25 protein-coding genes, 1 tRNA gene and 1 pseudogene are annotated in these 25,056 nt (G+C 65.4%); 8 read left to right on the top strand and 19 right to left on the bottom strand.

Annotation, left to right across the window (positions count from 1 at the left end; all coding sequences use genetic code 11):
* Window positions 1-33 precede the first annotated feature (33 nt).
* A complete protein-coding gene (locus tag PKE80_RS24310; RefSeq protein WP_008833528.1) occupies window positions 34-426 on the bottom strand; it encodes a DUF1761 domain-containing protein in 393 nt (130 codons plus the stop codon).
* A 131-nt stretch (window positions 427-557) separates the two neighbouring features.
* Here PKE80_RS24310 and rimO point away from each other — a divergent pair, with 131 nt between their 5' ends.
* From rimO to PKE80_RS24290, 4 genes are all read left to right on the top strand, one after another.
* Window positions 558-1,937 (top strand): 30S ribosomal protein S12 methylthiotransferase RimO, encoded by a 1,380-nt coding sequence (rimO, locus tag PKE80_RS24305; protein WP_271184690.1) that lies wholly within the window; start codon window positions 558-560, stop codon window positions 1,935-1,937.
* Between the two features lie 291 nt (window positions 1,938-2,228).
* Window positions 2,229-2,891, top strand: coding sequence for a thiaminase II (gene tenA, locus PKE80_RS24300; protein WP_271184689.1), 663 nt, complete (start codon window positions 2,229-2,231; stop codon window positions 2,889-2,891).
* Window positions 2,892-3,136: 245 nt separating this feature from the next.
* Window positions 3,137-3,898 (top strand): competence/damage-inducible protein A, encoded by a 762-nt coding sequence (locus tag PKE80_RS24295; RefSeq protein ID WP_271184688.1) that lies wholly within the window; start codon window positions 3,137-3,139, stop codon window positions 3,896-3,898.
* A gap of 22 nt (window positions 3,899-3,920) precedes the next feature.
* Window positions 3,921-4,451, top strand: coding sequence for a hypothetical protein (locus tag PKE80_RS24290; protein ID WP_271184687.1), 531 nt, complete (start codon window positions 3,921-3,923; stop codon window positions 4,449-4,451).
* 104 nt (window positions 4,452-4,555) lie between these two features.
* Here the strand turns inward: PKE80_RS24290 and PKE80_RS24285 are convergent, their stop codons facing one another.
* From PKE80_RS24285 to PKE80_RS24250, 8 genes are all read right to left on the bottom strand, one after another.
* Window positions 4,556-5,404 carry a TauD/TfdA dioxygenase family protein gene (locus tag PKE80_RS24285; protein ID WP_271184686.1) on the bottom strand — a complete coding sequence of 283 codons (849 nt, stop codon included), beginning with the start codon at window positions 5,402-5,404 and terminating at the stop codon, window positions 4,556-4,558.
* Window positions 5,405-5,691: 287 nt separating this feature from the next.
* Window positions 5,692-6,390 carry a 50S ribosomal protein L1 gene (gene rplA, locus PKE80_RS24280; RefSeq protein WP_008830815.1) on the bottom strand — a complete coding sequence of 233 codons (699 nt, stop codon included), beginning with the start codon at window positions 6,388-6,390 and terminating at the stop codon, window positions 5,692-5,694.
* A gap of 4 nt (window positions 6,391-6,394) precedes the next feature.
* Window positions 6,395-6,826 carry a 50S ribosomal protein L11 gene (gene rplK, locus PKE80_RS24275; RefSeq protein WP_008830816.1) on the bottom strand — a complete coding sequence of 144 codons (432 nt, stop codon included), beginning with the start codon at window positions 6,824-6,826 and terminating at the stop codon, window positions 6,395-6,397.
* 169 nt (window positions 6,827-6,995) lie between these two features.
* Window positions 6,996-8,051, bottom strand: coding sequence for an acyltransferase family protein (locus PKE80_RS24270; RefSeq protein WP_271184685.1), 1,056 nt, complete (start codon window positions 8,049-8,051; stop codon window positions 6,996-6,998).
* Between the two features lie 113 nt (window positions 8,052-8,164).
* Window positions 8,165-8,701 carry a transcription termination/antitermination protein NusG gene (nusG, locus tag PKE80_RS24265; RefSeq protein ID WP_008830819.1) on the bottom strand — a complete coding sequence of 179 codons (537 nt, stop codon included), beginning with the start codon at window positions 8,699-8,701 and terminating at the stop codon, window positions 8,165-8,167.
* Between the two features lie 28 nt (window positions 8,702-8,729).
* Window positions 8,730-8,924, bottom strand: a complete 195-nt coding sequence (gene secE / locus PKE80_RS24260) for a preprotein translocase subunit SecE (protein ID WP_008830820.1) — start codon at window positions 8,922-8,924, stop codon at window positions 8,730-8,732.
* Between the two features lie 133 nt (window positions 8,925-9,057).
* Window positions 9,058-10,593 (bottom strand): hypothetical protein, encoded by a 1,536-nt coding sequence (locus tag PKE80_RS24255; protein ID WP_271184684.1) that lies wholly within the window; start codon window positions 10,591-10,593, stop codon window positions 9,058-9,060.
* 248 nt (window positions 10,594-10,841) lie between these two features.
* A tRNA-Trp gene (locus tag PKE80_RS24250) sits at window positions 10,842-10,917 on the bottom strand.
* Window positions 10,918-11,030: 113 nt separating this feature from the next.
* On the opposite strand from PKE80_RS24250, the gene aat reads away from it, so the two are divergent.
* Complete coding sequence (gene aat, locus PKE80_RS24245) at window positions 11,031-11,840, top strand: leucyl/phenylalanyl-tRNA--protein transferase (RefSeq protein ID WP_271184683.1); 810 nt, start codon at window positions 11,031-11,033, stop codon at window positions 11,838-11,840.
* A 35-nt stretch (window positions 11,841-11,875) separates the two neighbouring features.
* Here aat and PKE80_RS24240 read toward each other — a convergent pair.
* The 5 genes and pseudogenes from PKE80_RS24240 to PKE80_RS24220 form a co-directional block, all read right to left on the bottom strand.
* A pseudogene (locus PKE80_RS24240) lies at window positions 11,876-12,058 on the bottom strand (DUF2155 domain-containing protein); the annotation flags it as partial.
* A 241-nt stretch (window positions 12,059-12,299) separates the two neighbouring features.
* Entirely contained in the window at window positions 12,300-12,707 is a 408-nt protein-coding gene (locus PKE80_RS24235) for an NADH:ubiquinone oxidoreductase subunit NDUFA12 (RefSeq protein ID WP_008830824.1), read from the bottom strand.
* Between the two features lie 60 nt (window positions 12,708-12,767).
* The gene (locus PKE80_RS24230) at window positions 12,768-13,514 is read right to left on the bottom strand and encodes an SDR family oxidoreductase (RefSeq protein WP_271184682.1); all 747 of its coding nucleotides are present in this window, start codon (window positions 13,512-13,514) and stop codon (window positions 12,768-12,770) included.
* A 176-nt stretch (window positions 13,515-13,690) separates the two neighbouring features.
* On the bottom strand, window positions 13,691-14,182 hold the full coding sequence (locus PKE80_RS24225) for a DUF192 domain-containing protein (RefSeq protein WP_271184681.1): 492 nt from the start codon (window positions 14,180-14,182) through the stop codon (window positions 13,691-13,693).
* Window positions 14,183-14,758: a regulatory protein RecX gene (locus PKE80_RS24220; protein ID WP_271184680.1), complete on the bottom strand. Its 576-nt coding sequence runs from the start codon at window positions 14,756-14,758 to the stop codon at window positions 14,183-14,185. It abuts the gene before it with no gap.
* Between the two features lie 150 nt (window positions 14,759-14,908).
* Between PKE80_RS24220 and PKE80_RS24215 the strand changes: the two genes are divergently transcribed.
* Window positions 14,909-16,669, top strand: coding sequence for a fatty acyl-AMP ligase (locus PKE80_RS24215; protein ID WP_271184679.1), 1,761 nt, complete (start codon window positions 14,909-14,911; stop codon window positions 16,667-16,669).
* Between the two features lie 53 nt (window positions 16,670-16,722).
* Here the strand turns inward: PKE80_RS24215 and PKE80_RS24210 are convergent, their stop codons facing one another.
* The 5 genes from PKE80_RS24210 to PKE80_RS24190 all read right to left on the bottom strand — a co-directional run bounded on the left by PKE80_RS24210 (window position 16,723) and on the right by PKE80_RS24190 (window position 21,262).
* On the bottom strand, window positions 16,723-17,976 hold the full coding sequence (locus PKE80_RS24210; protein WP_271184678.1) for an MFS transporter: 1,254 nt from the start codon (window positions 17,974-17,976) through the stop codon (window positions 16,723-16,725).
* Window positions 17,977-18,092: 116 nt separating this feature from the next.
* The gene (locus PKE80_RS24205) at window positions 18,093-18,545 is read right to left on the bottom strand and encodes a DUF2721 domain-containing protein (protein ID WP_271184677.1); all 453 of its coding nucleotides are present in this window, start codon (window positions 18,543-18,545) and stop codon (window positions 18,093-18,095) included.
* A 6-nt stretch (window positions 18,546-18,551) separates the two neighbouring features.
* On the bottom strand, window positions 18,552-19,388 hold the full coding sequence (locus tag PKE80_RS24200; RefSeq protein WP_271184676.1) for a class I mannose-6-phosphate isomerase: 837 nt from the start codon (window positions 19,386-19,388) through the stop codon (window positions 18,552-18,554).
* A 10-nt stretch (window positions 19,389-19,398) separates the two neighbouring features.
* On the bottom strand, window positions 19,399-20,445 hold the full coding sequence (locus tag PKE80_RS24195; protein WP_271184675.1) for a mannose-1-phosphate guanylyltransferase: 1,047 nt from the start codon (window positions 20,443-20,445) through the stop codon (window positions 19,399-19,401).
* 91 nt (window positions 20,446-20,536) lie between these two features.
* On the bottom strand, window positions 20,537-21,262 hold the full coding sequence (locus tag PKE80_RS24190; RefSeq protein WP_271184674.1) for a TonB family protein: 726 nt from the start codon (window positions 21,260-21,262) through the stop codon (window positions 20,537-20,539).
* A gap of 118 nt (window positions 21,263-21,380) precedes the next feature.
* Here PKE80_RS24190 and PKE80_RS24185 point away from each other — a divergent pair, with 118 nt between their 5' ends.
* Window positions 21,381-22,100, top strand: a complete 720-nt coding sequence (locus PKE80_RS24185) for a dienelactone hydrolase family protein (RefSeq protein WP_271184673.1) — start codon at window positions 21,381-21,383, stop codon at window positions 22,098-22,100.
* A 338-nt stretch (window positions 22,101-22,438) separates the two neighbouring features.
* On the top strand, window positions 22,439-24,991 hold the full coding sequence (locus PKE80_RS24180; RefSeq protein ID WP_271184672.1) for a TonB-dependent receptor: 2,553 nt from the start codon (window positions 22,439-22,441) through the stop codon (window positions 24,989-24,991).
* Window positions 24,992-25,056: the final 65 nt, after the last annotated feature.

Below are 25,056 nucleotides of genomic sequence, written 5' to 3'. Positions count from 1 at the left end.
TGCGCTGGGATGACGACAGTGTTTGCAGCAACCTTACCCGAATACCCAGAACACCAACCCCATCGCCAGGTAGGCGACCAGCCAGAACGCGCAGTCGATCACCCGCCGCGCCGGTTCGGTGCGGCTGCGTGAGTGCGTCAGCCACACCGCAGGCATCACGAAGGCGATCGCCAGTCCGCCGCTCTGCATGAAGTAGAGCCAAGGCTTCGCCGCCAGCGTCTCGGCGCCGATCCGGGCAAGCGCATGCCCCAGCATCGCCGCGCTGATGAGGAACACCACGGCCATGGTGATGTAACCGCCCGCACGTTCGGAACTGCCGGGGACGATCTGGCGTCCGTCACGGAACAGCACGGTGTTCCACACGACGCCCGCCGCTACCGCGAGCGCTGCAGCCAGCACGACCGCCAGCCAGTTCACCGGACCCATTTCCAATCCTTCCCTAAGTGCGGCGCCCTGTCTTGCAGGCTCCGTGCACTTGTGCAAGTTTTGCGAATCACCCGCAAAATTCGTTTTTCGTGACTCGGACGCCATTTGCGGGTATCGGGCGCGCCAATCCCATGGCTATCGAACTCCCCTCCCCGCCGAAAGTCGGCATGGTCAGCCTCGGCTGCCCGAAAGCGCTCGTCGATTCAGAGCGCATCCTCACCCGCCTGCGCGCGGACGGCTACGACATGAGCCCGGACTATTCCGGCGCCGATGTCGTGCTCGTCAACACCTGCGGCTTCCTCGACTCTGCCAAGGAAGAAAGCCTTGCCGCCATCGGCGAGGCGATCGCCGAGAACGGCCGCGTGATCGTGACCGGCTGCATGGGCAACGAGGCGGAAGCGATCCGCGCCAAGTTCCCGCAAGTCCTCGCGGTGACCGGCGCGCATCAGTACGAGGCGGTCGTCGAGGCGGTGCACGAGGCGGCCCCGCCCGAACTCTCGCCCTACCTCGACCTGATCCCGCAGGCCTACGACGACGCCGGCGTGAAGCTGACGCCGCGCCACTACGGCTACCTCAAGATCTCCGAGGGCTGCAACCACGCCTGCTCGTTCTGCATCATCCCCAGCTTGCGCGGAAAGCTGGCAAGCCGCCGCATCGACGCGGTGCTGCGCGAAGCGGAAAAGCTGGTGCAGGCCGGAACGCGCGAACTGCTCGTCATCAGCCAGGACACTTCGGCCTACGGCGTCGACGTGCGCCACGAGGAACGCATGTGGAAGGACCACGCGGTCCGCACCCACATGACCGACCTCGCCCGCGAACTCGGCGGCCTGAAGGATGCGCAGGGCCGCAAGCCGTGGGTGCGCCTGCACTACGTCTACCCCTACCCGCACGTCGACAACGTCATCCCGCTGATGGCCGAGGGGCTCATCACGCCCTACCTCGACATCCCGTTCCAGCACGCGGCGCCGTCGGTGCTCAAGGCGATGAAGCGCCCGGCGAACGAGGCCAAGGTGCTCGACCGCATCCACAAGTGGCGCGAGATCTGCCCGGATATCGCGATCCGCTCCAGCTTCGTCGTCGGCTTCCCCGGCGAGACGGAGAGCGACTTCCAGTACCTGCTCGACTGGCTCGACGAAGCGCAGCTCGACCGCGTCGGCGCCTTCCGCTTCGAACCGGTCGAGGGGGCCTCGGCGAACCACCTGCCCGATCCGGTGCCGGAAGAGGTCAAGGAAGAGCGCTACCAGCGAATCATGGAAAAGACCGCCGCGATCAGCGCCGCGAAGCTCGCCGCCAAGGTCGGCCGGGTGCTGCCCGTCATCATCGACGAAGTGGGCGAAGCGGACGAAGACGGTGACGTCGGTGCAACCGGCCGCTCGCAGGCTGATGCGCCGGAGATCGACGGCAACGTCTTCCTGCGCGATGCTGCCGGCTTGCAAGTCGGTGATATCGTTGAGGTTCTTGTGGAGGACGCGGACGAGCACGACCTCTATGGGGCCGTTTTGCAAAGTTGACGCTCAGCGCACAGAGGGCGATCGTTGCAAGACATGCAACTGATGTAATGGTTTTCGCGTTTGCGGGAATCACCCTCCGAAAGCATATGAGGGGTGCCTTTCAGGCATCCTCTCCCAAAACTTCTACAGGGCTGGTCTTCGGACCGGCCCTTTCTTTTTGCCTGCGTTCCGCGCCCGCGAGGCATGGTCCCCCGGCACTTTCGTCATTGCGATCGCAGCGACGAAGATGGTCATTCGCAATTGATCCTGCTTTAAGCGCGCCCGACTTTCGCATCCGAGGGAACTTCGCGCATGAGCTTTTGCCAAACGGTCTGGGAAGACGTCGCACCGCTGCGCCGGGCGATCCTCGATCACCCCTTCCTGAACGAACTGGCCGCCGGAACGCTCGCGCCCGAAAGTTTCCGGCATTACATCGTGCAGGACAGCCTCTACCTCGCCGAGTATTCCCGCGCCCTCGCTCTCGCCGCGGCGCGCGCACCGACCGCGAGCGGCCGCCTCGAATTCTCCGACGGAGCCAAAGTCGCCGTGCAAGTCGAGGAAGCGTTGCACCAGGCGTTCTTCGCCCAGTTTGGCGTCACCGCCGAGATCGCGGCGGCCAGCGAGCCGACGCCCGCATGCCTCGGCTACACCAGCTACCTTTCCGCACTGGCCGCGACGCGCAGCTACGAGGAACTGATCGCGGGCATCCTCCCGTGCTTCTGGGTCTACTGGGAGGTCGGCTGCGACGTGAAGCCGCGCGCCGCCTCGCCCAATCCCTATGCCGCCTGGATCGACACGTACGCCGCGCCCGCGTTCGGCGAAGCGACCGACCGCGTCCGCGCCCTTGTCGATGAAGCCGCGCAAAACGCCACGGCGTCAACGCGCGCGGCCATGGTCACCGCCTTCCGCAATGCAACGCGCTTCGAATGGATGTTCTGGGATTCCGCCTATCATCGCGCAACCTGGCCGATCTGACGCTCAGCCGCAGAAAGCCCTGGTTTCCCACGATACACGCTTCAAGTTGCATTCCTTGCAACTTTGCTCAATCTTTTCGCATTTGCAGCAAAGCGCGATTCCGAACATAAGGAACTCGCCTTTCAGGCATCCTCTCCCAAAACTTCTACAGGGCTGGTCTTCGGACCGGCCCTTTCTTTTTGCGCCCGCGAGCAGATTTGCGAGCCCCCTAGCCCCGCGCGCCCATTTGCCCTAGCGATACCGCCATGGCTTCCCAGCAGCGAATCTTCACCGCCGCCCTCGTCGTCATCGGCGACGAAATCCTCTCGGGCCGCACGCACGACAAGAACATCGCCCAGGTCGCCACCTGGTTGCAGATCCAGGGTATCCGCCTGAAGGAAGTGCGCGTCGTCGCCGACGAGACGCCATCCATCGTCGAGGCGGTGAACACCCTGCGCGCGCGCAACGACTACTGCTTCACCACCGGCGGCATCGGCCCCACGCATGACGACATCACCGTGGACGCCATCGCCGAGGCGCTGGGCGTGCCGGTCATCGTCCATCCCGAAGCCCGCGCGATCCTGGAAGAATACTACACAACGCGCGGCGGCCTGACCGAGGCACGCCTACGGATGGCGCGCACGCCGGACGGTGCCAGCCTGATCCCCAATCGCTACACCGGCGCGCCGGGCATCCGCTGCGGCAACGTGTTCATCATGGCCGGCGTGCCCAGCATCACCGCAGGCATGCTCGACGCACTTTCCGGCCAGCTTGAGGGCGGCGCGCCGTTGCTGTCCGAGACGGTCGGGTGCTGGGTGGGTGAAAGCGAAGTGGCCGAACTGCTGCGCGAAACCGAAAAGACGTTCGAGACCTGCCAGATCGGCTCCTACCCGTTCTGGGGCGAAGGGCGCACCGGCGCGAATTTCGTGATCCGTTCGGTCAGCGCCGAGGATCTCGCCGCCTGCACCCGCGCGCTCGTCGAAGGACTGGCGGCGATGGGCCGCCCGGCGATCCCCGGTGGCATTTGAGCTTGCCGCGTCTGCTGCGATCATGGCCGTGATGGCATCCGCGACTTCGCCGGCAATGCCCGCCGCCACGCTGGAACAGTTCGAGACGGTCCTGCGCCGCCACGACAGCGCAACCCTAGCGCTGGAGGAATGGTGCGGCATGCGCGGCGTCACCGATCCGCGGATCACCGCGCAGACGCTGGCCACCAGCGGCGAGGCTCCTCCCGCAGCGATGCGCGAGCATCTCCGACTTGCGGACGGCGAGACTTTCGCCTTGCGCAATGTGCGCCTGAGCTGCGGCGGCACGGTGCTTTCGGTCGCGTGGAACTGGTACGTCCCGGCACGGCTGACGCCCGCGATGAACGAGGCTCTGCGCGTGACGAATACGCCGTTCGGCAAAGTCGTCGCCCCGCTCGGGTTCAAGCGGCGTCCGCTCGCGACGGTGGCGGGACCGGCGGAGAATTGCCCGGCGAACACGATCTCGACGCATCAGGCGATGCTGGTCCTGCCCGACGGACGCCCGCTGGCTTACCTTGTCGAGTGCTACACGGCGGCCAATCTCACGACTCGTTAAACTCTTCCACGTCATTGCGAGCGAAGCGAAGCAATCCAGGGCTGCACTACGCCGCCCTGGATTGCTTCGCTTCGCTCGCAATGACGAACCGCTTCAAAGCACGGTTACGCCGCGACCGCCTCGGTCCCGGCGATCGAGGTGCGGTGCATCATGCGCCCGGTCGATTTGTCGTAGGGGATCGCCCGGTGCATCGCGCCGGTGTTGTCCCAGATCACGAAGTCGCCCTTGGTCCACTTGTGCCGCAGCGAGAACGCGGGCTGCGCCGCCCATTCCTGCAGGCGGATCAGCATGGCGCGGCCCGCCGGGACTTCCATGCCGACGATGTGGTCCGCCGTGGTGCCGATGACCATCGACTTGCGCCCCGACTCGTGCGTCCACACCAGCGGATGCTCCTTGATCAGGCCGATGCCGAGCACCTTCTCGCGGTGCTTTTCCGGGATGGCATCGGCGATCGGCGAGAGGCTCGCGCGCACCGAATGCACCGCTTTCAGCCCCTCGAGCGCCTGCTTCTCCTCTTCGGGAAGGCCCTCGTAAGCGGCATAAGTGCTGGCGAACTCGGTCTCGCCGCCCTTGTCGGGCGCGATGCGGCAGGACAGCAGCGTCGCGAAGGGCGGCGGCATGTCCACCGTGATGCCGTCCATGTGCCAGAAGAAGGTGCCCAGCACGTATTCGGGCTGCGGGTTGATCTTCTCGTCCAGCGTGACCTGGTAGACGTCCTGGTCGTTGTTCTGCACGTTGTTGCGCGCCGTCAGGCGAATCTTCTCGCCCATCGCCTCGGTGATGGCGAGCTGCTCCTGGTCGGTGAGGTTCGCCTGCGGGAACACCACAACGGTGCGCGCCTCCACCTTGGCGCGAATCGCTGCGGCCGCCTCGGGCGTGAACAAGTCGGCGCGGTCGTCCCAGAGCACGCGCGAACCGATGAATTCCTTGATGTCTTCGAAACGGATAGCCATCTGGCCGTCTCTCCCGGCGTTATGCTGAACATATGTACAGCACGCCAATACACCCGATCGCGGCGAGCGTAAACGGGGCGGAGAACACACCGCCGGGGCGGGCTTCGACAAGCTCAGCCTGAGCGGACGTGGGGAACGGGGGCATGGAGCTAACGCGACATATCACGAACCCCGCTCACCCTGAGCTTGTCGAAGGGTCGCGACCGAGCCCGCCAATGGGACACAAACGAAAAGGGCCGGGAGGTTTCCCTCCCGGCCCTTCAAGTCCGTTTACGTCAGCGCTGAAATCAGGCGCCGGCGATCTCGGTGGTGTCGATCTTGAGGCCCGGGCCCATCGAGGACGAGAGCGAGATCTTGCGGACATACTTGCCCTTGGCGCCCGAGGGCTTCGCCTTGACGATGGCGTCCACGAAGGCCGAGAAGTTGGTCTTCAGGTCGGCATCCGAGAACGACATCTTGCCGATGCCGGCGTGGATGATGCCCTGCTTCTCGACGCGGAACTCGATCTGGCCGCCCTTGGCGTCCTTCACGGCCTGCGTCACGTTCGGGGTGACGGTGCCCAGCTTCGGGTTCGGCATCAGGCCCTTGGGGCCCAGCAGCTTGCCGAGACGGCCGACGACGCCCATCATGTCCGGGGTGGCGATGACGCGGTCGTAGTCGAGGTTGCCGGCCTGCATGTCTTCCATGAGGTCTTCGGCGCCAACCTTGTCGGCACCGGCGGCGAGAGCCTCGGCAGCCTTGTCACCCTTGGCGAACACGGCGACGCGAACGGTCTTGCCGGTGCCTGCGGGCAGCGAAACCATGCCGCGGACCATCTGGTCGGCGTGGCGGGGATCGACGCCCAGGTTCATCGCGACTTCGATGGTCTCGTCGAACTTGGTGGCCTTGACGTCACGCAGGGTCTGCAGCGCTTCGTCAACGCCGTAGAGCTTCATGTTGTCGCCGAGCTTGGCTGCGAGAGCCTTCTGGTTCTTGGTCTGCTTCATGGGCTCAGCCCTCCACCACTTCGAGGCCCATCGCGCGAGCGGAACCTTCGATGATCTTCGTTGCGGCCTCGATGTCGTTGGCATTGAGGTCGGCCATCTTGACCTGGGCGATCTCGGACAGCTTCGAACGCGCGATCTTACCGGCGGAAATCTTGCCCGGCTCCTTCGAGCCCGACTTCAGACCGGCGGCCTTCTTGATGAGGAAGGTGGCAGGCGGCGTCTTCGTGACGAAGGTGAAGCTGCGGTCGGCGTAGACGGTGATGATGGTCGGGATCGGCATGCCGTTCTCGAGTTCCTGCGTGGCGGCATTGAACGCCTTGCAGAATTCCATGATGTTCACGCCGCGCTGACCCAGAGCCGGACCGATCGGCGGCGACGGGTTGGCCTTGCCTGCAGGAACCTGCAGCTTGATGTAACCGGTAATCTTCTTGGCCATGGGGCCGCTCCTTTTCACACTGTCGCCCCGGTTTCCCGAGGCTCATGTCTAGCGGTTTTGGCGGGGCGCCGTGTGATCAGCACCCCTCCCGCAGGGAATCGGGCACGGCAAGGCCATGTCCGAAGGGGGCGCCCCTATAGGAAAAGCGCAGGAAAGGGAAGAGCCCGTTTCAGGCCGTGGCCACCGCGTTCGCCGCCAAATGCCGACGCCCCCACGCAGCGCGGATCATGCGACCGGCGGGCATCTCGAAGAAACGATAGATAGCCGCGCTGGCCGCCAGAACGATCGCCACGTAACCCAGCGTTCCGGCAGACGCCAGCCAGACGTTCTGCTGCTCGTTCAAGTCCGGCCGGAAGCAAAGCAGGATCGGGTAATGGACGAGATAGATCGTATAACTGCGGTCCCCCAGCCAGACCATCGCCCGGCTCCCCAGCGCAGGGATACGGAGCGCGAGAGCCAGGACGCAAGGCCATGCCAGCAGGCACAACGGCGGCAGCGGGCTCCATGCCGCGCCCATGTCGATCGCAAGACCGAGGGCAAGGACGACGACGAGAAACGGTGTCCATATCGACTGCAACTGCTCCCTGCAGCGCCACAACAGCTGCCCCAGGAAAAACCCCAGCAGTCCGCGTGGGAGACAGTCGGCGGCCCAGGGACCACCTTCGCGCCCGCCGAGCACGACGATGTAGCCCAGCGCCAGCACCACTGTCGCCACCGTGATGCGCCTTAGCACCCGATCGCCACGCGCCGCCGCGACGGCGAAGATGGCGTAGCAGAAAACCTCTACCGACAGCGACCAACTCGGACCATCGAACGTATGGCCGACAGGCGCGACGAAGGCCTGCATCATGAACAGGTGCGCCATGAAGGCTATTGCGGTGTTGGCCGGCTCCGACGCGAACAGCGCCGCCGTCACGAGCAGCAAGAGCAAATGCAACGGATATAGGCGCGCGAACCGGGCCATGGCGAAGTCGGGAAGCGCCGACTGCTCCAGCCCTGCACGGCCACCAGTGCGCCCGAGATAGACCTGGGCAAAGACATAGCCCGAGATCAGGAAGAACAGGTCCACCAGGGTCCAGCCCCAGGTGCGCAGCCAAAGAAGGACGGCGGGCGCATGTCCAATCGCATGCGCGTTGAACTCGAGCAGCGGGTGGTAGAAGAACGCGACGCCGCACGCAGCGATGCCGCGCAGCCCGTCCAGCGATCTAAGGCGCCCCCTGTCCATCCGAACCGATTAGCCCAGAACCGGTTAATTCGCGGTTTCCTGAAACGCAAAACGCCCCGCACTGAGGCGGGGCGTTTCTTGTCGTGCGCCTTGTCGCTCGGGGCGACGGCAGATTACTTGCTGAGTTCGACGTGCTCGAATTCCAGCTCCACCGGGGTGGCGCGGCCGAAGATCGAGACGGCCACCTTGACGCGGCTCTTCTCGAAGTCGAGTTCCTCGACGATGCCGTTGAAGCTCGCGAACGGGCCATCGAGCACCTTGACCGAATCGCCGATCTCGTAATCGATCGAGACCGTCTTGCGCGGCGCGGCGGCAGCGGCTTCGGCGGCGCCGAAGTAGCGCGAGGCCTCGCTCTCGCTGATCGCCTGCGGCTTGTTGTTGGCACCCAGGAAGCCGGTGACCTTCGGGGTGTTCTTGATGAGGTGGTAGACGTCGTCGTTCAGCGTCAGCTTGGCGAGGACGTAGCCGGGCATCGTCTTGCGCTCGGTCTGGACCTTCTTGCCGCGCTTCACCTCGGTGACGGTTTCCGAAGGAACCTGCACGTCCTCGACGAGCTGCGACAGACCGATGCGCTCGGCCTCGGTGATGATGGCTTCCTTAACCTTGCTCTCGAAGCCGGAGTAGGCGTGGATGATGTACCAGCGGGCCATGTGTTCTCTCAGTCCTGTATTCTGGCGATCAAAGGGCGTTCAGCAGAGCGCTGACGACCCAGCCGAACAGCGCGTCGATGCCCAGGAAGAACACCGCCAGCAGCACCGTCATCAGGCCGACGAAGATCGCGGTCGTGACCGTCTCCTGGCGCGAGGGCCAGTGGATCTTGCGCGTTTCCGCCTGAACCTGGCGCATGAATTCGCCGGGGGTGATCTTGGCCATCTTAACGTCGCTCTCTTAGCTATGCCGCTTTGGTCACGGAAAATTCTGCGATTCTTCCGCCTAGGGGCCATCGCCACCCCGGCCGAGGCCGGGAGGGGCTGATGAAGTCCGCCTGTCGGGAGGAAACGGGGATTTAGCTTCCACTGTCCGGATTTGCAAGGTCCACCGAGTCCGGCAGGCGTGCAAGGAACGAGTTGGGCGTCGCGAAGACGATCCGCGCCCCGTCCGGGATCGCCACCGGCGCCTTCGTGCCGATGTACCAGAGGTAGTCGGCATGGCGCGCGGGCTTGAACTTGCGCAAGTCGATCCGCTGGCTGTCGCTGTAGAGAATGCGCTGCGTCGGATCGTTGAAACGGTAGCGAGTTTCGCGCATCGACAGCATGTGGACGTCGGGCAACGCGAAGTTGGAATTCTCCATCGAACTGCGGCGAACCACGGCGTAACTGCCGAAGTGCTCGAACGGGCCGAAGAACCACTGGCGGCGCGGAATCGCGATCGCCGTCGCCACGCGCGAGCCTTCGGGAACGTAATCGAGCGCGGTGACGAGCTGGCGCGCGGTCTGCGCATCCTCGTACCAGACCACCGTGGTGACGGCGATGCGCGCGGTGAACAGCAGCCCCGCCAGCGCAAGGCCCCAGCGCGGCACCGGCCAGTCGATCGCGAGGCACGCGACCAGCAGCGCGGCGGTGCTCAGGCGATAGTCGGCATAGTCGCCGCCGAAGATCTGGCGCGGCACCACCAGCGTCAGGATCAGCAGGATCAGCGCCGCCCAGCCGACGCGCCCGTCGAAACGGCGGATCGCCAGCGCCGCCACGATCACCGCCACCACCACGCACAGGCTGGCGATGTCGAAGGTCATGTCGTAGCTGCGCATCGCGCGGTAGAGGATCTGCCACTTGTATTCGAGCACGCCGAAGCGCCCGTAGGACACCTTGGAGTTGGACCCCACGCCCAGCAGCATCGGCAGCAGCGGGAAGATCAGCGGCCAGGGCTTAAGGAACGGCCGCCAGTCCCGCCAGCTTGTACGCTTCGACCATTCATAGCCGAAGATCAGCACGCCCATCACGCCCCAGCCCGAGACGTGGCACAGCCACACCACGAAGCTCGCCGGGATCATCACCGCCCAGCGCCAGCGCCAGTTCTCCAGCCGCACCCAGCCCGCCAGCACGAACAGCGCGAAGGCAATCGACAGCGAATAGTTGAGGAAGCCCATCAGGAACGAGGGCGACCAGATCATCGCGAAGGCCAGGATCGCGCCAACACCGATGCGCTTCCTGAGGCTCCATTCCACCGCCATGATCGCCATGCCGGTAAGGAACGGAATGGCCGCGACGATGAAGCGGCCCGCAGCTTCCAGCCCCATGATCTTCGTGAGCGGCACCATCAGCAGCTCGGCGCCGAGATTGCCGGTCCACTCCCACTTGAACAGGAAATAGCGCGTCAGGAACGGGTCGTGCCCGTGATCGAGCATGACCTTGAACCCGGCCAGGTGCGAAGGATAGTCGGTCATCTGCGGCGCCCAGGCGACGATCGCGGGGAGCATCGCCAGCAGCGACAGGACGATGCCCATCCACAAGGCTTCGTGGCGCGTGCGCTTGTAAGTGTCGGTGCCGGAGTTGGAGGTGGCCGCTTCGGCCTCCACGGCGTCAGGATGCGCGCTGGCGTGCATGTACGACTGTGTCTTCCCGCTAGTAGCCCGAATCGGCGAACGGGCTCTCGTAAAGCAACTTGGCCCGCAATTGAACGTCGTGACCCGACGATGGTGCTTCGACAAGCTCAGCATGAGCGGAATGAGGAAGCCGTCTTCCCGTTTCCGCTCATGCTGAGCTTGTCGAAGCACCCGCGTGCAAGGCACACTTCGGCGCCCCGCATCCGGATCTCCCCGAAGGGAAGATTATCGCGATCTTGGGAAGATGCTGGCAGGAGTGGAGGGACTCGAACCCACGGCCCTCGGTTTTGGAGACCGATGCTCTACCAACTGAGCTACACTCCTGCGGGCTCGGGGGCCTCTAATGAAGGACTTGCGCGATGGCAAGCGGCGATTGTGGACCGGCGGAGCGAATATGTCGATTCGCGCTCGTTATCCCCATCTGCTAGGACGTTTTCGTGCACGCGCCCCGCTCAAATCCGATCATCGAGCCTGAACTCCTGATGCTCGCCTATCGCAGCGGGATATTTCCCATGTCCGACGCGCGCGACGATCCGGAGATCTTCTGGATCGAACCGCGCCTGCGCGCGACGCTGCCGCTCGATGGGCTTCGCGTATCCTCCTCCCTCGCCCGCACGCTCAAGCGCGGGCGGTTCGAGGTGACCTGCAACCGCGCCTTCTCGCAAGTCATGGACGAATGCGCAGCGCCGAGACAGGCGCGCGACGGGGATGCCAATGATGACGGGGGAGACAGCTGGATCAGCCACCGCATTCAGGCCAGCTACGAGAACCTGCACTTCCTCGGCCACGCGCATTCGATCGAGGTCTGGCGCGATGGCGAACTGGTCGGCGGCCTCTACGGCGTCGGCTTCGACCGGGTGTTCTGCGGCGAATCGATGTTCTCGCGCGTCAGCGATTCGTCGAAGGTCGCGCTGTGCTGGCTGGTGGCGGCGCTGCGACGGGGCGGCATCACCCTGCTCGACTGCCAGTTCATGACCTCCCACCTCGCCTCGCTGGGCGCGGTGGAGATGCCGCAGAAAAAATATTTGTCGCTGCTGCAGGCAGCCCAGTCGGGCTATTGCTCGACAGCGGGTTCCTCGACCGGCTCGGGATCGGCCGCCGTCGGAGAAGCGCTCGGCGACGCGGCAGGGGCCGGAGTGCTCTCACTGCCCGAGGCGTTCGAAGCCCTGCTCGGCGACGCGTCGTCCTGCGGACTGGCTTCTTCGCCCGGGAAGCTCATCGCGCAGCTCTTGACCCAGACGTCGTAGACCGGGTGCTCGACCACGTTGGCACCGGGGTTGTTCTTGAACAGCCAGCCGGAGAACACCTTGTTCCAGGCCAGCTTTTCCTCGGTGGTGCGGCGCTGTTCGACGAAGACCTGGACGAAGGCGCCCTCTTCCTGCGGCTTTTCCCAGGGAAGCGTCTTCTCGCAGGTGGCGACCTTCACGACGAGATTGCCGAGGCGGCGCGATTCGCCCGGCTTCATCACCAGGTCCTGCGTCAGGTTGTTGCGCTTGTTGAGGACGCCCAGCGTGACCACGCGGTCCTTGTTGGGCGTGCCGATCTGCTGGCCTTTCGCGGCCTGTGCAGGGCCGGCCTGCATTCCGGCGATGGCATCCGGGACGCTGGTGTCCTGCGCCTCGGGCGCAGGCTCACCACCGCAGGCCGCCAGGACCGACAGCAACGAGAGTGCCGTCAAAGCCCTCCAGCGAATCATGCTTGAGCCCTCAGGCTTCCGGCGACCAGGCTTCGTAGTCGCCGGTGGCGGCAGCACGGCGGCCGCCACGCTCCAGCGCGCCCTGCGGGCGATACGCGGTCGCGGTGCCGGTGGCGTTGGGGGTGTAGTCCACTTCCCAGATGCGCGGCGCGGGCAGATGGCTTTCGGGCACACCATCGTACGAGTGGTGCAGCCAGCCGTGCCATTCGGCGGGGACGTTGCTGGCGTCGTTGGCGCCGGCATAGATCACCCAGCGGCGATCCCAGCCCTCGGTCGTCTTCACTTTCGCGTTCTTGGAACGATAGTACTTGTTCCCCTGCGCGTCGGTGCCGACATGCTCGCCATTGCGCGAGCTCCAGAGCGAGGTGCCGATGGTGGCGCCGTCCCACCAGGTGAAGATCTTGGACAGGATTCCCATGTGCCGCGCACTAGCCCCGAAGCGCCCCCCAACGCAAGCGCGAAGAGGGACCTTCGGGTGCTACAAATGCATCCCGCCGCTCGCCTCGATCACCTGACCTGTCACCCATGCGCCATCGGGCCCGCACAGGAAGCCAATCACCCGCGCGACGTCGCCCGGCTGCCCCACCCGCCCGAGCGCCGCGACCGAGGCGAGATAGTCCACCGTCGCCGGATCGTTGAACAGCGCGGGCGCGAAATCCGTGATCGTCGCGCCCGGCGCCACCGCGTTGACGGTGATACCGCGCGCGCCCAGCTCCTGCGCCAGCGAGCGGGTGAAATGCTCCACCGCCGCCTTGCTCATGGCATAGGCCAGGCACGATGCATAAGCGGCGCGCGCGACCATGGACGAAAGGTTCACAATGCGCCCGCCGCCCCGCAGCCGGGACAGCGCCGCCTGCGTGACGAAGAACGGCCCCTTGGCGTTCACCCGCATCATCGCGTCGTAGAGCGCCTCGTCCGTCTCGGCGATCGTCGCCATCTCGCCGATTCCCGCGTTGTTGACGAGGATGTCGAGGCCGTCCGCCTGCGCATCGAAGGCCGCGAACATCGCCGCGATAGCCCCGGCCGAACCGACGTCGGCCTGCAGGGCGAAGGCGTCGCCCCCGGCATCGCGGATCGCCGAGACGACCTCTTCGGCAGCGGCCGCATTGTTGTTGTAGTTGATGCAGACCCGGGCGCCGTCCGCCGCGAGCCTCAGCGCCACCTCCCGGCCGATCCCGCGCGAACCGCCGGTCACCAGCGCCGTCTTTCCCGTCAGCGAACCCATCCGTCTCTCCCCATGTCGTTCGGGAGGCAAGCTAAGGCAGACGGGACGCGGGAGGCACCTCGCCTATTGGGCAGCATTTCCATCCTCGTCATTGCGAGCGCAGCGAAGCAATCCAGGGCGGCTCAAGACTGTCCTGGATTGCTTCGCTGCGCTCGCAATGACGAAGGGGGGTGGGCTTACCAGCTGACCTTGTCGCCCGCCTTGATGCCGAGCTGCGCCGCGCGGCCGCCGTTCAGTTCCAGCACGCCCGCAGCGATGCCGTCCGAAGGCAGCGGCGTCTCATCATAAGGCACCGCGTTCGCCGCGATGTTGAGGATGCGGTGGTCAGTGCCGATGAAGATGATGTCGAGCGGGATCACCGTGTTGCGCATCCAGAAGGCGGAACGGCGCGGCGGCTTGTTGGGGAAGATCATGCCCTCGTCCGCGCCCATTTCGGAGCGGAACATCAGGCCGTGCTCCTGCTCCTTGAACGTCGAGGCGACCTCCACCCGGAACGCGTGGGTGCCGTTCGCAGACTTCACCTCGAGGTCCTTGACCGGCAGGCCCGAAATCGGATGCACCGCAGCTTGTGCCTGTGACGCCTTGGCCGTGGCCTCCTGCCCCCCTTGCGAGCACGCGGCGAAGGCCAGCAGCAGCGAAACGGCAAGCGTGGAGCGGGTAAGGCGCATTCAATAGTCTCCGAATTCCGACTCGCACCATTCCTCGAGCGCGTCGGCGTCCTCGCTCTCGACGATCCGGCGCGCGATGTCGAGCGGGTGCCCGGCGCGCAGCATCGCGGCGAGTTGCCGATCTTGCACCTTGGGGTCTTCCGCAACCTGAACGGCGAAAGGACCGAACCGGCGCCGCCGCGCCAGCACCAGCGCCGCGCGGCGCTGCTCGGCAATGCCGGGCCGGGCCTCGGCGCGCAGGGTTTCGTCCACCCCTGCCTGCCCCAGCGCCTCGCCGACCCGGCGCGCGCCATAGCCACGCCGCAGCAGGCTGCCCGCCTTCATCCGCGCCCACGAGGCATCGTCGACGTAGCCCTTCTGTGCATAGCGCTCGACCAGCGCCTCAACATCGGGGCCCCGTCCTTCCGACTGGGCCTCTTCCGACCAGCCGCGCTCCCTCAGTTTGCGCTGCAGATAACCGCGCAACTTGGCTTGCGTCGTGGCGAAACGCGCGACATAGGCCAGCGCCAGTTCCTCCAGACGGTTCGGGTCGAGTGGGTGTGGTCCACGCTGTGGATTGCGACGCTTGTCCGACATGCTGCCCTATTCGTGCCACACTCGGCTGGAAATGGGGAGAGTGCGTGAGACCGTACTGGGACGCAACACAGCTACCTCCGGTTCAGATTGGACCGGATAGAAGCGCCGGTCTCGCGAGAGTAACGGTATAACTACAACGGGTTAGATCATATGGCCGACACCATCGAACTGGTGCCGAATACGGGGCAGGCACTTATCCCCACCCCCAACGAGGATGCGCTGCCGCGCATTTTCGCCGATTTCGCCACTTTCGGCGACGCCCTGGACTATGCCGCCACAGGCAAACGCGGGTTCAATTTCCACGATCCGCGCGGCACGCTCACGCGCGTCTATCCCTTCTCGGAACTGCGCGAAGACGCGCTCAAGGTCGCTTATGCGCTGATCGCGCGCGGCGTGAAGAAGGACGATCGCATCGCCCTCATCGCCGAAACCGGGCAGGACTTCGCGGCACTGTTCTGCGGCGCGGTCTACGCGGGTGCCTGGCCGGTGCCGCTGCCGCTGCCCACCAGCTTCGGCGGCAAGGACAACTACATCGACCAGCTGGCCGTGCAGCTCTCCAGCTCCGACCCGATCCTGCTGATCGGTCCGGACGAGATCGCCACGATGACCGCCGCTGCGGCCGAGCGTCAGGGCTGTGCCCATGCCACCTGGGCCGATTTCGCTGCGAAAGATGCGCCCGAAGTCGCGCTGCCCAAGGCCGATCCGGACGATATCTGCTACCTGCAGTATTCCTCGGGCTCCACCCGCTTCCCGCACGGCGTCGCGGTGACTCACCGCTCGCTGTTGTCGAACCTTGCCAGCCACGCGCACGGCATGCAGTTCCAGGACAGCGACCGCTGCATCTCGTGGCTGCCGTGGTATCACGACATGGGCCTCGTCGGCTGCTTCCTGTCGCTGATCGCCAACCAGGTCTCCGCCGATTACCTCAAGACCGAGGATTTCGCGCGTCGCCCGCTGGCATGGCTGGACCTCATCACCCGCAACAAGGGCACTTCGGCGTCCTATTCGCCGACGTTCGGCTACGACATCTGCGCCCGTCGCATCTCCAGCCAGAGCCCGGTCAGCGATCGCTTCGACCTGTCGCGCTGGCGCATCGCCGGTAACGGCGCGGACATGATCCGCCCGGACGTGATGCAGAGCTTCGTCAACGCCTTCGCCGATGCTGGCTTCAAGGCATCCGCGTTCCTGCCCAGCTACGGCCTGGCCGAAGCGACGCTGGCGGTCACCGTCATGCCGCCGGGCGAAGGCATCCGCGTCGAACTGGTCGAGGAGGAGCGCCTCTCGGGCGCGCCGCGCGATCTCAACCGCCCGGCCCGCTACCGCGCCATCGTCAACTGCGGCAAGGCCGTGCGCGACATGGAAGTGGTGATCCGCGGCGAAAACGGCGACACGCTGGGCGACCACAAGATCGGCAAGGTCTGGTGCCGCGGCACGTCGGTGATGCATTCCTACTTCCGCGACCCCGAGGCGACCGCCGCGTGCCTCGTCGACGGATGGCTGGACACCGGCGACATGGGCTACATGACGGACGGCTACCTGTTCATCGTCGGCCGCGCCAAGGACATGATCATCATCAACGGCAAGAACCACTGGCCGCAGGACATCGAGTGGGCCGTGGAGCAGCTTCCCGGCTTCAACCACGGCGACATCGCGGCGTTCTCGGTGGAGACGGACAACGGCGAGGAAGCCCCCGCCGTGCTCGTCCACTGCCGCGTCTCCGATCCGGTCAAGCGCGTCGAACTGCGCGACCTGATCCGTGACAAGGTGCGCTCGATCACCGGCATGAACTGCGTGGTCGAACTGGTGCCGCCCAAGAGCCTGCCGCGCACCAGCTCGGGCAAGCTCAGCCGCGCCAAGGCCAAGAAGCTGTACCTCTCGGGCGAGATCGAGCCGTTCAAGCTGGCGGCCTGATCGTTCCGGTACAATGAAACAGAAAGCGGGGCGTCGGAAGGCGCCCCGCTTTTTTATTGTCTGCGTTCCAGGGAGGACTCAGCCTCTGCCTGATCCCATTTCGGCATCGGCGGCAACGCCAGCAGCAGCCCGCCGCCCAGTACGCAGCCGACCGCACCCGCCCAGAGGAACGGCTCGTACCCGCCCGAGGTATCGTAGACCTTCCCCGCGATCCACGGGCCAAGCCCGGAAGCCAGCGCCACCAGCGCCGACATGACGCCGTAGATCATCCCGAAATTGCGCATCCCCGCATATCCGGCGGTCAGGAACGCGGTGATCTGCGTCTTGGAGCCCGCCGCATAGCCGTTGATGACGAGCGCCGCGATCAGCGCGGGCATCGAATCGAGGAAGCGGATCAGCACCACGAACGTCACCGCCGTCACACCCATCGTCAGGCTGCCGGTCCAGTTCGGCCGGAACCGGTCGAGCAGCGCCCCGGTCACCAGCTTGCCGACGATGCCCGCTATGCCGCCCAGCGACAGCAGCCAAGCCGCCTCGCTGCGCGCTACGCCCGCTTCGGTAAGGATCGGGAAAAGGTGGATGCCCAGCCCGATGGTCATCGCCATCACCACGAAGGACGACACCGCTACCTGAAGCAAGGCCCGGCTTCGCAGTGCCTCACGCTTGTGCAGGCCCGGCAGCACGGCGCGCACGGCTCCGTCCGCTTTCGGCCGCCGATCGTGGGCATCGCGCAGGAACAGCCAGCATACCAGCAGCGTCACCCCGCCCCAGCCGAGCCCGAACCACACATAGGCGGCGCGCCAGCCGAAACTCTCGATCAGGAAGTTGCCGAGCGGCGGCACCAGCGTCTGCGCGATGGCCGGGCCGGTCACGGCAAGGCCGAGCGCAAGGCCCCTGCCCTTGTCGAACGTGCCTGCTACCGCCGTCGTCCAGATCGTCGACTTGATGGACGTCAGGATCAGCCCGAAGGCGATCCACATCACCACCCACTGCAGCTTCGATCCGCTGGCAAAGGCGAACATGCAAGTGCCCGCCATCGTCACGACCACCCCCGGCAGTCCCAGCCGCCGCGAGCCGAAGCGGTCGATCAGCGCACCGTAGAAAGGCGACAGGAGCGCCGTCACAGCGGTCGCGATCGCCGGTCCCATCGACAGCGTCGCCCGGTCCCATCCGAAAGCCCGTTCCAGCGGCTCGATGAACAGCCCGGTCGCCGAGATCAGCACCGAGAAGAACGAGAACCCCGCCATCGCCGCGACGACCACCGGCCAGCCGCGCTTCCATTCCTGTAGTGCCCTGCCGTCGCCCATGATTGTCTCTCCCGCCGGAGAGACTAGGGCAAAGCGCGTGAACTCCAATCGCGGCGGCGATAGCGTTTCAGAGTCTGTTTGGAAAATGCCCAAGAGGGCATTTTCTTAGCGGATTCTCAGATGTGGCGATGAAGTTCCAGATAGTCGCTGGGAATGCGCAGCGCGTCGGCCGCCACTTGCGTCTCGCGCAGGAACAGCACGAGCGCGACGAGCAGCAGCACGATCGCCGCAAGGAAGGTCACCGCCGCCGCCGCATGCCAGTCCATCCCGCCAAGGCCGGACAGGAACAGCACCGCCACCGTCACGCCGATCGCCAGCGCCGAGAGCACCATGAAGCGCACCGCCTGGGTGATCAGCGTCATGCGCCGGTTCACCAGCCGCAGTTCGCTGACGACGATGTCGTGCTCCATGCCCTGCGTGGTGCCGTGCCGCTCCTGCAGGATGCGCGCGCGATCGACCACGCGCCCGAGCCGCGTCGAGAGGATGTTGAGGATATTGCCGATGGCCACGAGCACGAAAACCGGCGTCAGTGCCAACTGGATGGTCTGGACGATCATGTCCCCCTTCATGCACCGTCAGGACGCGATTTTACAGGGCCTCGTCAGCAGGCAAACGCCGTTTTCCGCAAATCGCACGTCGGCGAGGCTCATCGCCAGCGCACAGCTGCCGGGCGCGATGGACTCGCCCGCGACTTCGACCGCGCCCTCGCGCGGGATCACCAGCAGTGCATCGGGATAGCGCATTGCGATCTCCTGCGACGGCACGCCCGCGATCTGGTCCAGCACGAAGAGCGGGCCATCGACCAACACCTGCGAACCGTCCAGCGGCACGTGCTTGAACCATTGCTCACGCGAGTACGGCTCGCCGTGCGATACCGCCATCCCGTCCTCCAGATGCAGCTCGCGCGGGCGGCCGTAATCGTAGAGGCGATAGGTAATGTCGCTGTTCTGCTGCACCTCGATCAAGCTGACGCCCGCGCCGATGGCATGGACGGTATTGGCCGGGATGTAGAAGAAGTCGCCCGGCACGACCTCGTGCCAGGTCATCAGGTGTTCGATCGACCCGTCAAGCGCGGCGGCGCGCATCGCATCCTCGCCGATCTCCCGGTCGAAGCCGATGCCCAGCTTGCCGCCCGGCTCGGCAGCGACGATCAGCCAGCATTCCTCCTTGCCCTGCCGCCCGATGCCCTTGGCCAGCGTCTGCGCGTCGGAAGGGTGGACCTGCACCGACAGCGCCTCGCCGGCGAAGATGTACTTGACCAGAAGCTCGGGCAGAGCGGCGGGCGGCTCGAACCAGATTTCGCCGATGCGCTGGCCCTCGGGCGCCTCGAACGGCGCAGGCAGGACGTCCAGGCCCCAGGGCTTCTCGACCTGTCGGATCGGCAGCGAGGAGGAAGCGCGGGCGTCGGTCATCGGCGAATACTCACTGATTCCTGGCGCCGGAAAGATTGCCCACCTTCTGCACGCCGGCAACCGTAGTGATCATGATGTCATCGCCATCGACGACGACGATCACGTCCTCCAGCCCGATCACAGAGACGCGCGGACCGTCGCTGTCGACCAGCACACCCCGGCAATCGACCATCTCGACCGTGCCCGAACCGCGTACCGAATTGCCGTGCTCATCGCTTTCCAGCGCCTCGTGCAGCGCCTGCCAGTTGCCGATGTCGGACCAGTCCATGTCGGCAGGCACCATCGCCGCGCGGGTGGTGTTCTCCATCACCGCGTAATCGACCGAGACGCTGGGCACTTCGGCAAAGGTCGCCGCATCGGGATGGAAGCGCTGGCCGTCCTCGGCGCCCTTCGCCACCGCATCAGCGACGCTGGTGGCAACGTCCGGGCGGTGCGCGGTCAGTTCGGCGAGGAAGTCCTTCACCCGGAACGCGAAGATGCCGCCGTTCCAGGCGTAGATCCCTTCGGCAAGGAACGCCTTGGCGCGCTCCAGATCCGGCTTCTCGACGAACTGCGCGGTGCGGAAACCGCCGTGCTCGGGAATTGCCTCGCCGCGCTTGAGGTAGCCGAAGCCGGTTTCGGGCGCCGTCGCCTCGATGCCGAAGGACACCAGCCAGCCCTGCTGCGCCAACCCCGCCGCAGCGGCTGCGGCGACCGCGAAAGCCTCGGTATTGCCGATGTGGTGATCGCTCGGGCAGACCAGCATCACCGCGTCCTCGGGCAGGCGACAGGCGGCGAGCGCAATGGCGGCGGCGGTGTTGCGCGCCGAGGGTTCGACGATGACCTGCGCGCCCTCGACCGCGCCGAGCTGCGCTTCGACATGGGCCAGGTGCTTGTGACCGGTCACCACGACCGGGGCCGCAAAACCCTCGGAACCGGGGCACCGCGCCAGCGCCGCTTCGAACAGGGTACTGTCGCCGACCAGCGGCAGGAACGGCTTGGGCATCACGGCCCGGCTGCGCGGCCACAACCGCGTGCCGCTACCGCCGCAGAGAATTACAGGAACAAGGATCGACATAGAGGAAGCTTCGCTCGTCAACTGACGGATACCGGTGTGATGGTCATAGCCACCGATTGCTGCAATGCAACGTTACAGGCTGTGTAATGCGTCAATAAAACCAGCGCTGTCGCCAACGATAGGTCGCTTCTACTGTTTTTCCAGTAGTATCCCTGGCCGGACGGAAGCGGAAACGGCGCGTCGCCAGATCGCAAGTCACGCGGTCGGCTTCCGGGTCCGGGCTCGACTGCACGACCCGGCAAGCGACCACCCGGCCATCGGTGCCGACCCGAAGGTCGATGGTGACCGAAGCTCCCACGCGCAAGTCACGGCCCCTGCGCGCATAGTCCTTTGCCGAATTGATATCACCGGCGATCTTCACCGTGGGAAAGCCGCCACCGCCTCCACCGGCGCCCTCCCCGCCCAAGCCGGCTCCAGTACCCGAACCGATACCCGCAGCCCCCGTACCTTCGCCTGCCACGGCGGCTCCAGCCGCATCCTCAGCACCTTTTCCTGCGACGGGAGGCGCCTGCGTCGGGCGGATCACGACCGACGCGCGGGGGGCTGCGACCGGCCTCGGGTCGGCCTTGCGACCGGCCGGAGCAGCCGCACCCTCTATCTGCTGCGTGCGGCCGGGTGCGGGGGACGGACTGGCCTCGGGCCTCGGTGGCTCCGCCGAGATCGTGAAAGCCCGAGTCACCGACCGCGCGACCGTCGTTGCAAGGTCCGGAGTGAATGCCCGCACCAGCCCGGTGATGACCACGACATGGATCAGCAGGACCACCGCCGCTACCTTCCAGCGCGGCTTGCGCTCCTGCCTGTATCCGGTCCGCATCATGCCCCGCTGATCGCACGGGCGTGCAAGACGGTGCAACCTTTGACAACGCTGAGAGCCCGGATCATTCCATCTGGAGACTTAACGTTCGCAGTTTAGACTACAGAGAGGGCACAAAGGCATGGACGACAGATTTGAGCCGATCGCCTGCGACCATGATGGTGTCGCTCTTGATGGCTTCGTCGCCCGGCCATGCGGTGAAGGGCCTCATCCCGCAGTGCTGATGATCCCCGGCGCCACCGGCTCCGGCCCTGCGTTCGAAATGGCGTTCGCCGCGCTGGCCGATCATGGCTACCTCGCCGTCGCCGCCAGCATGTACGGGCGCGGTGCGGACATCTCCACGCCGCAGTCTGCGGGTCGATATTTTGCCGAACTCATGGCCTGCCCCGAAGTGCTTCGCGACCGCGTGGTCACCTGGTTCGAAACGACTCGCACCCTGCCCGGTGTCGATCCGGAGCGCGTCGCGGCGATAGGCTACTGCTTCGGCGGCAAGTGCGTCCTCGAACTCGCCCGCAGCGGCGCACCCGTACGGGCAGTATCGAGTTTCCACGGACTGCTGCTCACCCATGCCCCGGCCGAACCCGGGATCGTTACCGCACGCATCGCCGTCTGGACAGGAGGACTCGACCCCTATGTCCCGCGCGCCGACTTCGAGGCCCTGCGCGCCGAACTCGATCACGCTGGCGCGAACTACTCCGCAACCGAGTTCGCGCAGGCCCGGCACGCCTTCACGGACCCGGATCACGACGGTATCGCCGAGGGGATAGCCTATGATGCGGCGGCACATCGAATTGCCTGGAGCGGCACTCTTGCTCTCCTGAATGTGACCCTCACGGCATGATTGGCTGAACAGGTGTTACAATCTCGCAACGATGTCGGATAAATTCGCATTTTCGATATCACGTTCCCAATTGTGAACTGAATGCCTCGCAGTTATCCTTGCAAACAGGCGAGGGATTCGTAGTGTTTCCCTCAGGCAAAAAGGTCTGCCGGGCATCGGCACCAGGGAGAGAACACAGGCGCTTGGGGGGCGTCAACCGCAGGTCGGCAATGCCGGGTCTGCGCGCTTCCCCGACTTCGATTAACCGAAAATCTCCCGCGCGGACCGGCAAGAGCCGGCCGTCCCGCAGAACCGTCTGCCGATAACGAGAACAATGTTTCCGGAGGAGAGGAGAGACCATGAGTGCAAGGAATTTCAGGAGCCGGCTCACCAGCAGCGTCGCGATCCCGGCGGTCGCTTTCGCAGGGCTGACGGCGACGCCGGTAATGGCGCAGGGCATCAACCCGGACGAGATCATCGTCACCGCCCGCCGCACCGAAGAACGCCTGCAGGACGTGCCGATCTCGATCACCGTGTTCAGCGGCGACCAGATCCAGAAGCGCAACATCGCGGTCGCCTCCGACCTTGCGGTCTTCACGCCTTCGCTCTCGGTCAACACCCGCTACGGGCCTGAGAAATCGACCTTCTCCATTCGCGGCTTCAACCAGGACGCCTCGACCGCGCCGACCGTCGGCGTGTATTTCGCCGACGTCGTGGGCGTGCGCGCGCAGGGCGGCACGGCGGGCGGCAACACGGTGGGCGCGGGCGCCTTCACCGACTTGCAGAACGTGCAGGTGCTCAAAGGCCCACAAGGCACCCTTCAGGGCCGCAACACCACCGGCGGCGCCGTGCTGCTCGTGCCCTCCAAGCCGACCGACCTGCTCGAGGCTTCGGTCGAGGGGACCTACGGCAACTACGATCAGAAGCGCGTCCAGGCGATGTTCAACGCACCGCTGGCCGACACCTTCAAGGTCCGCGTCGCGATCGACCGCAACGAGCGCGACGGTTACATGAAGAACCAGTCGGGGGTAGGCCCGAAGGACTTCAACGACGTCAACTACTTCTACGGCCGCGTCAGCGTCGTCGCCGACCTGACGCCCAACCTCGAAAACTACACGGTGGCCCATTACAGCCGGTCGGACACCAACGGCTATGCATCGCGGCACGAGTTCTGCAACCGCAATCCCCCGCTGCCGACCGACATAAATCCGGCGACCGGCCGCCCCTACGGCGCCCCATTCTACTACACGTCGCTGGCTTCCTGCGACCAGATCGACCGTCAGGCCGCACGCGGCGACGGACCGCTCGACGTCGAGGTGGGCAATCCCAACCCGCGCATGTTCCTGCGCACCTGGCAGGTCATCAACACGACGACCTGGCAGGCCAGCGATACGATCACGATCAAGAACATCGCCAGCTACGGCGAGTATCGGGAGCAGAGCCAGTTCCAGCTCTACAGCGACAACTTCTTCGTGCCCGACACGGCTTATACGCGCGCCGCAGCGGCAGCGGGTGGGCCCGCAGTCGGTTCGCGCTTCGACAATATCCAACTGGGCACCCAGCCCGGATATGACGCGGCTTCGGAATCCACGACGACCGAGGAACTGCAGGTCCAGGGCCGCTCGACCGACGGCAAGTTCAACTTCGTGGTCGGCGGCTACCTCGAATTCAGTCGCCCGATCGGATGGAACCAGCAGCGCACCGGCATCTACGGCAACTGCGTAGACCCCGGGACGCTGGATTGCGTGGGCGGCATCCCGCTGATCCCCATCGCTCCGGGCGTCACGGTACCAGGCAACATCATCTCGGAATCGCGCACCAAGCTCGCCTTCAACAACCACGGCGTCTTCGGGCAGGCCACCTACCGGTTCACGGACCAGCTCTCCCTGACGCTCGGCGGACGCTGGACCTTCGACAAGATCGACGGCTACTCGGAAAGCAATCGCCGCACGATGGCGACGATCCCCGGCGTCGGTACGCGTGTGGTAAGCTGGGTCTGCAACGACAACCTCAACCACCCGACGGTGAGCCTGCTTGCCAACGGCGGCGACACCTCGGCCTGCGGCACGCGCATCGTCAACAAGTCCAACAAGCCCACCTGGCTCATCGATTTTGACTTCAAACCGACGCCCGACACGCTGATCTATGCCAAGTATGCACGCGGCTATCGTCAGGGCACGGTGAACTTCACCAATCCCGGCCTCGAAACCGCGAAGCCGGAGAAGGTGGACGCCTATGAAGTCGGCGCCAAGATGACCTTCCGCGGCGCCCTGCCCGGCTATTTCAACATCGCCGGTTTCTGGAACGACTTCTCCGACCAGCAAGTGTTCGGCGCGCTCATCGCCAAGCCGGACAGCGGCCTGGCAGGTGGCGCGGCGATCATCAATGCAGGCCGGTCGGTCATCAGGGGCGTGGAAGTCGATGCAGGGGTGACCCCGTTCCAGGGGCTGCGGCTCTCGGCGGGCTACACGTATCTCGACACCAAGCTCAAGGAGCTCATCACGCCTACGCTCTCGGCGGACAGCCCCTTCCTGCAGATCATCCCGCGCGGGCGGATCGGAGGTCCGCTGACCTACTCGCCCAAGCACAAGCTGACGCTCTCGGGCGACTACTCGGTTCCACTGGGCGACAACGTCGGTGAGCTGAACTTCGGGGCGGTCTTCACGTATACCGCCAAGCAGTTCGTCGATGGAAACCTGCAGATCCCCGGCTACAGTCTGCTGAACCTCAATGCTGGCATCACCGACGTGGGCGGCTCGGGCTTCGACGTGGTCGTCTTCGCGCAGAACGTGACGAACAAGCACTATCGCACCACGTCGGGCGGCGGCTACGATTCTTCGGGTATCGGCGACTTCATGTACGGCCCGCCGCGCATGTACGGCGTGCGCCTCAAGTACGCCTTCGGGCGCTGACCTTTCATAACGGGAACCCCGGTTCCTGACGGTCCTTCGCGGCCGGACCTTGGGCCGCGCCGTCA

Origin of the sequence: Novosphingobium resinovorum, from assembly GCF_027922145.1 — a bacterium.
Classification (GTDB): Bacteria; Pseudomonadota; Alphaproteobacteria; order Sphingomonadales; family Sphingomonadaceae; genus Novosphingobium; species Novosphingobium resinovorum.
Note: the sequence above shows the minus strand (reverse complement) of the source record. Positions and strands in the feature narration are given on the sequence as shown.